Source organism: Rhizobium sp. NXC24 (assembly GCF_002944315.1).
Classification (GTDB): Bacteria; Pseudomonadota; Alphaproteobacteria; order Rhizobiales; family Rhizobiaceae; genus Rhizobium.
Window position 1 is genome coordinate 466,885 of record NZ_CP024314.1, and the last position, 11,848, is coordinate 478,732.

The window sequence follows — 11,848 nt, forward strand, 5'->3', positions numbered from 1 at the left end:
CCTTAGCGCATATCTCTATTAAAGTGCGACTTGCGAAGCGACCGACATCAATTCCTGGGAATTAGGTGCCTTGAATGTCTGAAGCCCAGCCTCCAGAACTTCAGTGAAGCTCCAGCGCACGATGCCCTCTCGGTCTATTAGGAACTGACCGACAAGCTGCCCGTGGTCGGCAGTCATCATCTGCTCATCGGCTTCCGTAATTTGATATCCTTCCTTCTCGTTAAGAAATTCGTCCATTGCCATTACGCCCATAGGCTCGGGCAACTCGCCCGGAAGTTCGATCCTTATTGCCATGACCATGTCGAGCCCGACCTCGCGTAAGCCGAACGCTTGGTGCGAAGCCCGTGCCGGGTCGGAAGCCGCGAGAAGATCGGGTATCGGATGGTAACGGAAATAGAGCCGCGCGCGTTCGACCGGGGTGTTTACCACCGCCAGGGATTGGACGCCTTTCTCACGCAGTATCGGGCTGAGATATGCCATGGCAGCGACGTGGCGCCGGCAGAACGGGCAATGCAAGCCTCGAAACAAACCGATCAACAATGGGCTGCGGCCACGAAAATCGTCAAGTGCGATCTTCCCTTCGCGCGAGATCGCATCGAACTCAACGTTCGGGACCCGGTCGCCCGGTTGTAGCGGATGGTCGACATAAGACGGGGACATGGACAACCTCCTCGCTCGGGGATCAGTCGAGCAAAGGCGCCACGTCAAGTACTGTGAGGTCGAGATTGAGCGTTGCAGGCCTGACCTCTCGTCTTACCGCGCCGCCAGGATCCGATCTAAGAATGGCCTCACATGAGCCCGCGGGCAAGCGGCAAACAGCGAATCGTCAATTGAAAAAGTCCGTTTTCTGCAGACTCTGATTTTTTTGCGGCCGCAGAGACCGACACAGAGAATTGAGCTGGGGGACCAGCGGCCCCGGCGACCACCATTCGCCCATCGACTGGGTATTCGCAAACCGCCATTGCATGCCGATACGCTGTCGCCGAAGGTGTTGCGTGGCTTGGCGACCGGTCCACGGCCAGAGCTGGACAGGCCGAAGTCCGCACCCGAAAGCTTGCAGATCGTCGAGAACGCAGTGGTTCGCGAGCAAAACAGCGGCTGGCCCTTCTTAACCGAAGTATCTTTCATCGGGCATTAGCGGCTGTCTGAACCACAAAGCAATCAATGATGCGAGGCTTCAAGAAACTCCGACGCATCCGAACTCCAGAGCAAGCGTTGGGCCACCGGGAGGAACGTTCGGCTTTCGCTCAAAGAGCATCGGCAGAAAAGGCCATGCAACTCTATTTGTCGCAATAAGCTAAAATGCGACAGATCGATCCACTGGGAAAAAAGTGAGACGTGTGAGGCCTCTCCTTCAGTCGTGATTATGCAAGTCTTGTCTCGCCTGATCAAAACATAGAAGAAAATGTTCAAAAACGTTTTTTCTTCGACGGTACGACAGCGGGAGAGGCTGGATACGGCACATTCAATTTCAAGATAGACGCGCCGGAGAATCTGCCTAAAAAGGGGATTGTTCCCGTGGAGTTGAGGCTTTGGCGTTTCGAAATCGAGGACCGGGCCCCAGCCACCTTCAGTTTTGTCTTTTATCGTTTTGGCAACAAATCGATTTGAGGCAACCAGATAATCCGTAATGTTGTCATCCTAGATGCTGATGCTCTCGCCAATTATAGATTGATTTTTTGGGTTTCTGGTTTCAAATGGGCGCTATATAAATTTCAAATCGTCATATGTTGACTTTCAATTAGTCAATGCCATAGTTTCAAATGGTCACCGGGAGCAAATCTATGGCGATATATCCAAGGCTCGCCGAGCAGCGGATTAACGACGCGATATCAGATACACGCGTCGTATTGATCGTCGGTCCCCGACAATCCGGCAAAACGACGCTGGCCAGGAAGATGGCCAGTCCAGAGATGGAATATTACACACTCGACAATGCGACGACTCTGGAAGCAGCTCAGCGAGACCCCGTTGGTTTCGTCAGAGGAATGAACCGGGCCATCATCGACGAGATTCAGCGCGCTCCCGAGCTGCTGCTGGCAATCAAAGAAAGCGTGGATACCGACCAACGTCCGGGACGTTTCCTCCTGACGGGCTCAGCCAATCTCATGACATTGCCACGCGTGGCAGACTCACTGGCAGGACGCATGGAGGTCGTCCGATTACTGCCGCTCGCTCAAAGCGAAATCAGGGCGGCGGGCGGCAGATTCTTGCTCGATGCCTTTCGAAACGATGCAAAAGCTGGGGATTCCGTCGTCGGCGACGACTTGATGGCTGCAGTTCTGGGCGGTGGATATCCCGAGGCGTTGGGTCGCAAAACCTCGACCCGAAGACAGGACTGGTATGCGGATTATATCCAGGCAATCGTTCAGCGCGATGTTCGCGATGTGGCACAAATCGAGCAGATCACTCAAATGCCGCGGTTGCTACGCATTCTTGCGGAGCATTCGGGTCAACTCGTGAACTACTCTGGTATCGGTGCCGCTATCGGGATGAATCACATCACAACACAAAAATACGTTGGCATATTCGAGAGCTTATTCCTCGCTCGAACCTTGCAACCATGGTTTTCCAATAAGCTCAAACGCCTCATCAAGACACCCAAGATACATTTTCTTGATTCTGGTCTTCTTGCCTCCCTCCGAGACCTCTCCCTCGACCGGCTACGGGCAGAGAGGGGACAATATGGACCATTGCTGGAGACCTTCGTCTTCGCCGAAATTCTTAAACTCGCGAGTGGCGGGGGAGAACGCTTTGAGTTCTCACACTTTCGCGACAAGCAGCAAAATGAAGTCGATATCGTTATCGAAGACAGAAGAGGACATATTGTCGGCATCGAGATAAAGGCGGCAGCTACCGTCTCAAGCACCGATTTTTCTGGATTGCGAATTCTGGCCGAGACATCTGGAGAAAGATTTGTTTCAGGCTTTGTCTTGTATGACCATCAAAAGGTGGTCCCCTTTGGAGAACGTCTATACGCCGTGCCTATTTCCGCATTGTGGCGTTAGGGCATGCGAACTTCGGTTCAAATTCCAAACCCGTACATTGCTTAAAAATTCGACGGTTTCAATGAAAAAGGGCACTCTGGTTCAAATCCCTTCAAGGCAATCATTGGCCCTAAATGATCGTAAAGTCGCAACGCACGCTGACAAGGACAGATCGTGTCCCATGGATTGGTGTAGCTTCGGCGGTCGCCGTGCCTTCCGGACAGGGCCGGGAATTGATCAGCTTGCGGCTGGCAAGCTGATGAGCGGATCATCGCTCATCGTGGCGATTGTCTCAAGTGTCATGTAGCGGGACCGCTGGACGGCCCATTCGTCGTTCTGCTCCAGGAGCAAGGCTCCGGCCAGCCTGACGATGGCGTCGTCGTTGGGGAAGATACCGACGACCTCTGTGCGCCGCTTGATCTCGCCGTTGAGACGCTCGATCGGATTTGTCGAATGAAGCTTTGCCCAATGCTGCTTGGGAAAGGTCATGTATCCGAGAGGGGACGGTTCCGGGAGGGCTAGATCGCGGACTTCGCCTTGGCGCCTGGTGCCCAACGCATTCTGGAAGGCACGGTGAGCCTCGCCTTGCACCGGGTCGCCAGTCATGCCTCTTCAATTATGAGCCGAATGATGCTGTGATTGATCGAATCGTTTTTCTTCGTCGCCCAATTGCTGGCGCTTCCATCCTGCTCATAGCAAGGATGTGTGGCCTTTGCCGAGATGCGACCCCTGGTTATGCGCTAAGAGATCGGGACCACTGGCTGCATAGATCGATGATGCAATCGACACCGAACTCATTCCTATTATGCGATTCCCTCGTAACCGCCCGATTGTGGCCGCCTGTCGGAGATCGGCTTACTTGTTTATGACCCGTCTATAACGACGTCGTTAGCGACGTGCTTTAGGCGAGACCTGTGATGCGCGTGGAAATTCTCGGCGATGAACGTCGCCGACGTTGGAGTGATGAGAGCAAGCTGGAGGTCGTGCTGTCGGTAGGCGTCGACGGCGCGTCGGTGACAGAGGTGGCGCGCCGGTATTCGGTCACGCGGCAGCAGGTTTACACCTGGCGGCGTGAATTGCGGAAGAAGGGCCTGCTGTCGCCGCCGTCGACGACGGTGTTTCTGCCGCTGGACATGCCGCCGGCAGGGGACAGCAAAGAGGCTCGGGCTTTTGAAGGCATGCAGGTTTTGCCTGCAATGATGGAATTGCAACTGCGCTGCGGACGAAGCCTTCGCTTCAGTGGCGATGTTGATGTGGTTGCACTGAAGCGCCTGATCCGGGCAATCGAGGCGGCATGATCGGGCCTGGGACAGGTGTTCGGGTTTATATCGCCTGCGGTGTCACGGACATGCGCAAGGGGATAGAGGGGCTGGCTGCTCTTGCCCAGGATGTGCTGCGCCAGAAGCCGACGGGAGGTGCGGTCTTCGCGTTTCGGGGCAAGCGGGGCGACCGTTTGAAGCTATTGTATTTTGACGGCCAGGGGTTCTGCCTTTATTACAAAATCTTGCAGAAAGGGCGGTTTCCATGGCCCTTGGCAGCAGATGGAGCAGCCCGGTTGACGTCTGCTCAACTGGCAATGCTGTGGGAAGGGATTGATTGGCGACGGCCCGACTGGGGCGTTCCTCCGGCCCGTGTCGGTTGACTTTATCTCCCTGAATCTGCGTGTTTTTATGGATATTGACCCTGACCTGTGGTAGTCAGGTTCATGTCAAACGCGAGCCAAAATCTTCCCGATGATCCGGCCTTCCTGAAGGCGATGATCGCCTCGCTTGAGGCGAAGAACGCGAAGATGTCTGCGACCTTGCAGGCGCATGATCAGTTGATCCAGTCCCTGCGGCTGCGCATCGCCAGGCTGAAGAAACATGGCTTCGGCAAGTCGTCGGAAAAGATCGAACGGGAAATCCAGCAGTTGGAACTGGCGCTCGAGGACCTGATGATTGCCGCTTCGGAAGGCAGCAGCGAGCCACTCGCCGAGGACGAAGAAACGGAGCCTGCCGCGCCTGAGGAAAGCATGCCTGAAAAGACCATGCGCCGCCGTCCGCGCGTGTCGGACAAGGCCGCTCGCGAGCGCAGGGAACTTGATCCCGGAACGTGCTGCCCCGCTTGTGGTGGCGAACTGCGGCTTGTCGGCGAAGACGTCAGCAAAATCCTCGACATGATCGCCGCACAGATGAAGGTCATCGAGATCGCCCGGCTGAAGAAGTCCTGCCGCTGCTGCGAGAAGATGGTGCAGTTGCCCGCGCCCAGCCGTCCGATATCGGGCAGCATGGCGGGCGCTGGTCTTCTGGCCTATATCCTGGTCTCGAAGTTCGACGACCACTTGCCGCTCTATCGCCTGAACGAAATCTTCGCCCGCATGGGCGTTGATATCCCCGACAGCACGTTGGTCGATTGGTGTGGCCGCGCCATGCAGGTGCTCCTGCCGCTGATCGAGTTGATCGAAGCCGCGATCATGAGCAGCGACCTTCTCCACGCCGACGACACGCCGATCCGGGTTCTGGATCGTTCTCTACGCGACAAGGGGCTGGGGAAAGGGGTGAAGAAGGGCAGGCTCTGGACCTATGTCCGGGACCAGCGCCCATGGGCGGGCATAGCTCCGCCCGGTGCGGTCTATTATTTTGCTCCCGACTGGAAGGAAGAGCACGTTCACCGTCACCTCAAGGAGGCGAGCGGCATCCTTCAGGCCGATGGCTACAAAGGCTATGCGAAGTTATATGAGGCCGGAACGGACGGGAAACGCCGCTTCCGGGAGGCTTCATGTTGGGCGCATTGGCGGCGCGACTTCCACGATATCTGGACCTCGAACAAATCCGAGATTGCCCGCGAGGCTCTCGACCGTATCGGCGCGCTTTACGACATCGAGCGCGGCATTGCAGGCAAGTCTGCCGATATCCGTCTTGCCGCGCGCCAGAAGCACAGCAAGGCAAAGGTCGAAGCATTCCGCGTCTGGGCCGAAGCGCAACTGACCCGTATCCCCGGCAAGAGCGATCTGGCGGGCGCTTTCCGGTACGGCTTGAGCAGGTGGTCTTCATTCTGCCTGTTCCTGGAAGATGGCCGTGTCGCAATCGATAACAACGCCGCCGAGCGGGCGTTGCGTCCTATCGGCGTTGGAAGACGAAACTGGCTCTTCGCGGGTGCCGACACTGGAGCAGAAACCCTGGCGCGGGCCATGACGATTATCGAAACCGCCAAGATGAATGGCCTTGATCCGCAGGCCTATCTGGCTGATGTGCTCGACCGCATTCAGGATCACAAGATAAATCGCCTCGCGGAGCTGCTTCCATGGAACTGGAAGCCGACAGCGGCAATCATCTGCGCCGAGGCCGCTTGATGGCAACGGTCAGCTTCGTCTTCACCATCGACTATGTCGCCGAAATCCTCGATGAGGACGTCGACCTCCTCAGGGAGATCATCAGCAATGATGACAACCTGACCTATGGGAATATCATCAGCGTCGTGACCGGAGATGACGAGAGCACACCCGCTCTGACAGACGATGGCATCGACGAACTTAGGCAGATGCTGACTGAGGCGCGTCGGTCAGCCGAAAAATGGCAGGAGTTCCTCGATTGCTTTGTCCTCGACGAAGAGATCGCCGCACGCGTCAAGCCATATTCCCCGCGGTAGCAATCGGGCCGTTACATTCCCTCGCGTCCGGCGCAGAGACATCCACCCGGTGAACAACGCCATCGAACTGCCGTTGGAGCAACGGCAGGCCGAAGGTCAGATCAACCGCCTCTAGACCCTCGGGCGAGCAATTTTTGGTAGGGCAGGTCCTGAACTGCTCAGGGCACGAATGCTGCCACCGCGCCGCACAAAGTAAGAAAGAACCACCGGCTCCGCCTCGTGGGGCAAGGCAGAGCCGGGTGACCGAAAAGAGCGTTCATCAGCACCCAGGTGCGGGGTGACAGGTGCGCTTGTAAATTTATACGACTGAAGGCTGACTATCTAAGTGATAATTTCTAGTCGCTTTTACCGGCCATCTGTGCCGGGTCTGAAATGAAAGGAAGGTGACCATGGATCACTTCGCCGCCGTGCGCTCCACCGTGTTCTCGTCAATCCCGCAAACGTCATCGTTGCGCGCCAGAAGCGTCGACCTTTTCCGCGAGCCAGATCTTGATGAGCGATTGGTAGGGTACGTCTCGTTTGCCCGCCGCGATCTTGATCCGTTCAAGCAGCGCGTTCGGCAGCCGCAGCGAGATTGATGTCGAGGATGGTTTCAGGTTCGGCATGCGCACACGTTCAGCCTTGCTCCAGTCGACATGATCGTCGGAATCCTGGCTTTCCCAAAAGGCGCGTTCTTCCGCTTCCGTCTTGAATTCCGGTACTGGCTTAAACGTCTTGCTCATAATTGCTCCGTTCCTTGCGGCTCATATCCCGGGCCGAGATCACTCGTATCTTCGATTGGTTATGCCGAAGCGTGAAGGTGATATGCAGCAGCCTTCCATCGTCGGTGCGCCCGAGAGCGTGGATGCGTCGCTCTTCGGCGCTATGCCTTGCGTCGGGAACCATCAGGAGCGGCTCGTTAAAAAACACCTGCTCCGCTTCGCCCTGGCCGACGTCATGCTTTTCAGCGCTTTTGCGGGCGTTTCCCGCGTCCCAGTCGAAGCCGGTGATCTGGTCCCAATTAATCATTGATGTATATTGCCATAATATACATCGATTTCAAGGGCACGACAGAGAAAGGGAAAGGCGAGGGATATACCCGTCCACTCCGCAGGCCGACGCGTCGATGCAGACGGCCATCAAGGCCATTAGCATCTGCAGTCGCATCATCGATGCGTCGCATGGCGATAGTCGCCGATCCATCCGAAATCGCATCGGCATGCAAGGTTCAGGCAGCAGCAAATTCACATCGTCGACTGCGGTCGGGGCGGCGCCTACGGGCTCGCTGCGGCAATGGCGTTGCCCAGCGTATTGCATGTCCTCCGGTAAAAGCAAAAGCGTGGGACCCATGTCTCCGGTACAATTCGTCACCTGTTTCTCAGGTCGACAGACTAAAGAGTTGCCAGCCTCCGGTTTGAAATCCTGCCGGCATAATTCTTCCTCATCTCCACCTTCTGCTCCAGCGCGATGATGACCTCTGGCGTCAGATCGACGCCGTAAAGTTCAGCAATATCGGGCAGGCCTCCGGGCGTGAAAACGTTGATCTCGAGGATTTTGTCGCCGACGATATCGAGGCCGACGAGAAACATGCCGTCCTCGACGAGCTTGGGCCGTACCAATTCGGCGACCGCGAGGATCTTGGGCGTGATTTCGACGGCAGCGGGGGTGCCTGCCGCATTCATGTTGGAACGGACCTCGCCCTTTGCCGGCACGCGCCGGAAGGCGGCATAGGCGCCGTCACGCTGCAACGGCCGGCCATTCATCAGGAACAGCCGGATATCGCCGGCCGTCGCGTCGGGAAGATAGACCTGTGCAATCAGGTACCCTTCGCCGCTGACCGCCTCGAAGATCTGATTGAGGTTCGCTTCCTTGCTGGAGGCGATCTTGAAAACGTTCTTGCCGCCTGAGCCCTGCAGCGGCTTCAGGATGACACCCTGTTTCTGCTCATCGATGAAAACGCGGATTTCCTCGAAGCTTTTCGATATCAGCGTGGTCGGCCGCACGGCTTGCGGAAAATCCTGAAAATAGAGCTTGTTCTGAGCGCGTATCAGTCCTTCGGGATCGTTGACGGTTAGCACGCCGCGCTCGGCCGCAAGCCTTCCGAAGATCGCACCAGCATGTGCCGCCCACGGCCGTTCATCGGCATCTTCAGATGGGTCGTTTCGTAAGAACAGCACGTCGATCTCGCTGACGTTGATGGTCTGAATTTCCGCCTGATCGCCCTGCAATGCACTGATGAAAGCATCGGCTTTTTTGGGCTTGCCGTTTTTGAGGTTAGTGGCGCGGATCATCAGGTTGTCGTCGGGGTGAAGCACGAAGTCGCCTGGCGTCAAATAAGAAACGTCGTGACCGCGAGCCATGCCGGCAAGCGCGAGCGCGGTCGTCGTGTAATAACCGGCTTCGCCTTTGATGGAATTCACAAAAAATGCAATCCGCATTCACGGCTCCTGTCGTTGGATCAAGTCGAGCGGGCGGATGCCGCTTCTGGCCCGTTCCAGCCGCGCACGCCCGCCGTCATTGTCAAGAAAGATTGGGTGGATCGCCGGCAAGCGGAGAAGTCCGCGCTCGGCAAGCTCCTGCATGACTTTGAAATGCGACGCAGCAATTTTGCCCATCCAGAAAGGCTCCAGAGCACCGCCATTTTCGAGATGGTCGAGCAAGGCGAGCAGTCCGCGCAGATAGATCGCATCCTTTGCAAGGCCGCCGCCTCGATAGAGTCGCAGGACGAGGTTGAAGGCCGCCGGTTCGGAGAAGTTATAGTCGTTGACGAGCACGGAATAGGTTTCAGCAAATGTCGCACCATCGAGCATACACGCACATCCAACGACCCGGCTCGCAATCAGCTTGAGCCTCTCCGGCGTCATGCCGCCGGAGAGGTATTCGGCAAAAACGGCCAAGCCTTCCTGCATACCCTCGTATCCCGAAAGCCCTGTGCGAAAGAGGCGCAGTCCCTGGGCCGAACCATTGAAATAAGTCAGCAGATGGACACCGATCTCATGCGACAGGAGGGGTTCGACGCGGCGCATATCCATCAGCGTGCTACGGGCGATCAGCAAACGATGTCCGGACACCATCAGGCCGGAGGGCAAGTCGTCGCGAACCTCGACCGACGCCTCGAAGTCATTTCCCTGCCGCTGATAAGCAGCGATCATAGCTTTGGCTTGCCGCTCCACCTGGAAACAGTCGGCAATCCTGTTTTCCACGCCCGCGCCGTCATCGCCGCTCCGCTCGTTTCCGGCCAAAGCTGTCAGGATTGTCCTGGCCTCGCGCAGCAGCGGCCGCTCGACCGGCTCATAGAGTGCACGGCTGAACTCGACGAACTTCGGGCTCTGCCGCGACGACAGCAGTGAGAGTTGCAGATCGAGCTCCTGCTGCTTTTCGCGATAAAGTTGATGGAGCACAGGGTCTTCGAGATGCTCGAAGGAGATTGAGAAAAGCTTCCGCTTGATCGCCTCCACCTGCAATCCGAGCGGGCGGTAGAGAAAGGTCGGCTGAGCCTCGCGGCCATCGGCCTTAAAGCCTTCAAACGCCGCCTCCGCATTAATGGGTGTCACCGCCAGAAGAAAATCGAAGGTCGACGCGACCTCATCGACGCTACGGTCCACCCTGGAAACCGCGTCGATGAACGCTTTGCGTCCCAGCGCCCTATGTGTGGTCAGCTTGAAGAGCTGATGTGAGCCTATGAAGGAGGCGAAAGCCTGCAGGCCCGCATCGAAGAGCATGCCAACAAGCTGTTCGCGAAGTTCCGGATAAATTTCTTCGGAGTTGGGTTGGCGGTAGATCGGTGCAAACCTCACGGCGATCGCCGAGCAGCCGAGTTCGCGAGCAAGCTGTTTGTCATCGCGCGAGGGAGCGGCCTCCATATTTTCTACGCGCGGCGTACGGAACCGGGCTTCGCTGTCGCTGACCGCCGTTGAGAATGCGTCGGCTGCTGCAATCGCATCAGCGCTCGACCAGATCGACACTTCGAAGGGCGGCAGGAAAGGCGCGTCGTCGGTCAAAAACCTGTCCTGTGACAGTTCGCCGACGTCGAGGAGCATGAAAGCGCCAAATCGCTCTTCTAGGATACTCGCGACAGCCTCAATCAACGGTATGGCCGCGGCCGCATGCGGCGCTACCAGGTAGGAGGCATTGGCTTGGGCAACGTCCCGGGCGGTGGGTTCGGCACCCTCTTTCGCGATATGGACGCACAGAAACGGCAAGGGCCGGTCGATATGTAGGCGGCCGCCGCCGGGCAGCTCGCGGCGGATCGACTTGCCTTCGCGGATACAGGTCAGGATATCTCCTATCCAATCCGGCTCGTCCTGCCGGCTGAGCGAACTCGCCTTGCTCATCGCCTTGATCCCACCGCTTGCTCCAGCAAGGGAACGGCGGATGCGACGATGCCGCGGAGCTTTTCGAGGACATCGAGATCCGGTTCACCCGTCCATTCATCCATGAAGAACTTCTTGAATTCGACTGCGATGGCACAGCCGGAGAGGGGAAAATGCTCATGGATGAAGCGGGTCTGCTCGCCCTTCCCCTGGAAGGCAATGTTTTCCCGGACGTCGAGCCGGCAGCCGTTGATCTCGCAAGACCGGAAATGGTCCGTGAGGATATCGATCACGTGCGACCAGCGGACACGGTCGATGGAGAACGTGCCAATATTGATATGCGGCGCTTTTGCCTGTTCCGTTGGAGCCGCCGCGGCTCCTCCTCGACGATGATTGTAGCTATGGATATCGAGAACCACGAACCGGCAGTGCCAGCGCTCGATACCCTTCAAAAAGGCCAGCAGCATTTCGTAATATTCGTCATGGGTCTGGAGGGAGGCCTTGACGTGGTTGGATGAAAGCTCGTCCTTCCAGACCTTCAGCCCCCAGGCCTGTTCCGGCGCGAAGTAAATCGCCGCATCGCGACTGCGGTTGATGTCGACTTCGAAACGAGACCTATGGAAAACGATCCGATTCGGGACGTCGCGTGTGGTGAACTCCGTGAATGGATCTTCCTCGCGAAGACGCTCGTCCGATGAAAGCGCATACAAGCTCTCCAGCTCCTTACGAACAGAGTGCCCTTCGTGGATGGCGGTCGCGACGATTGGGGAGATGCCGCGCTCGATTGTCCAGAGGGCGTCCGAATGTACCGGAGGGCTAATCAGCGACTGATGCATGTCTTTGTCGGAACCTACCTGTGAGCGAAGAGAGTTGATCAAGGCTGAATGCGGATTGAGGCGTTGTAACTTCTCGCCATGCTTAGCCTAAACGCATACGAGCAAT

Annotated in this window: 11 protein-coding genes and 2 pseudogenes; 6 read left to right on the top strand and 7 right to left on the bottom strand. The window is 57.1% G+C overall.

The window, feature by feature from the left end; translation table 11 throughout:
- Positions 1-18: 18 nt before the first annotated feature.
- Positions 19-660 (bottom strand): peroxiredoxin-like family protein, encoded by a 642-nt coding sequence (locus NXC24_RS26180; protein WP_104826325.1) that lies wholly within the window; start codon positions 658-660, stop codon positions 19-21.
- 1,124 nt (positions 661-1,784) lie between these two features.
- Between NXC24_RS26180 and NXC24_RS26185 the strand changes: the two genes are divergently transcribed.
- A complete protein-coding gene (locus NXC24_RS26185; RefSeq protein WP_104826326.1) occupies positions 1,785-3,008 on the top strand; it encodes an ATP-binding protein in 1,224 nt (407 codons plus the stop codon).
- Positions 3,009-3,224: 216 nt separating this feature from the next.
- On the opposite strand, the pseudogene NXC24_RS26190 reads toward NXC24_RS26185, so the two are convergent.
- A pseudogene (locus tag NXC24_RS26190) lies at positions 3,225-3,479 on the bottom strand (transposase); the annotation flags it as partial.
- 425 nt (positions 3,480-3,904) lie between these two features.
- On the opposite strand from NXC24_RS26190, the gene NXC24_RS26195 reads away from it, so the two are divergent.
- The 5 genes and pseudogenes from NXC24_RS26195 to NXC24_RS35570 form a co-directional block, all read left to right on the top strand.
- A complete protein-coding gene (locus NXC24_RS26195) occupies positions 3,905-4,285 on the top strand; it encodes a transposase (protein WP_104826327.1) in 381 nt (126 codons plus the stop codon).
- Positions 4,282-4,629, top strand: a complete 348-nt coding sequence (gene tnpB / locus NXC24_RS26200; protein ID WP_104826328.1) for an IS66 family insertion sequence element accessory protein TnpB — start codon at positions 4,282-4,284, stop codon at positions 4,627-4,629. The genes NXC24_RS26195 and tnpB overlap by 4 nt, the downstream gene beginning before the upstream one ends.
- 63 nt (positions 4,630-4,692) lie before the next feature.
- Positions 4,693-6,318 (top strand): IS66 family transposase, encoded by a 1,626-nt coding sequence (locus tag NXC24_RS26205; protein ID WP_104826329.1) that lies wholly within the window; start codon positions 4,693-4,695, stop codon positions 6,316-6,318.
- Entirely contained in the window at positions 6,318-6,614 is a 297-nt protein-coding gene (locus NXC24_RS26210; RefSeq protein WP_104827840.1) for a hypothetical protein, read from the top strand. The genes NXC24_RS26205 and NXC24_RS26210 overlap by 1 nt, the downstream gene beginning before the upstream one ends.
- Positions 6,615-6,624: 10 nt before the next feature.
- Positions 6,625-6,810 (top strand): annotated as a pseudogene (locus NXC24_RS35570) (ISL3 family transposase); the annotation flags it as partial.
- Between the two features lie 247 nt (positions 6,811-7,057).
- Here NXC24_RS35570 and NXC24_RS26220 read toward each other — a convergent pair.
- From NXC24_RS26220 to NXC24_RS26245, 5 genes are all read right to left on the bottom strand, one after another.
- Positions 7,058-7,336, bottom strand: coding sequence for a BrnA antitoxin family protein (locus tag NXC24_RS26220; protein ID WP_104826330.1), 279 nt, complete (start codon positions 7,334-7,336; stop codon positions 7,058-7,060).
- Entirely contained in the window at positions 7,320-7,622 is a 303-nt protein-coding gene (locus NXC24_RS26225) for a BrnT family toxin (RefSeq protein WP_104826331.1), read from the bottom strand. Before NXC24_RS26225 ends, NXC24_RS26220 begins: the two co-directional genes overlap by 17 nt.
- Before the next feature lie 362 nt (positions 7,623-7,984).
- Positions 7,985-9,031 (bottom strand): glutathione synthase, encoded by a 1,047-nt coding sequence (locus NXC24_RS26235; RefSeq protein WP_104826333.1) that lies wholly within the window; start codon positions 9,029-9,031, stop codon positions 7,985-7,987.
- Entirely contained in the window at positions 9,032-10,927 is a 1,896-nt protein-coding gene (locus NXC24_RS26240; RefSeq protein ID WP_104826334.1) for a flavohemoglobin expression-modulating QEGLA motif protein, read from the bottom strand.
- Positions 10,924-11,742 (bottom strand): N-formylglutamate amidohydrolase, encoded by an 819-nt coding sequence (locus NXC24_RS26245; protein WP_104826335.1) that lies wholly within the window; start codon positions 11,740-11,742, stop codon positions 10,924-10,926. Before NXC24_RS26245 ends, NXC24_RS26240 begins: the two co-directional genes overlap by 4 nt.
- Positions 11,743-11,848: the final 106 nt, after the last annotated feature.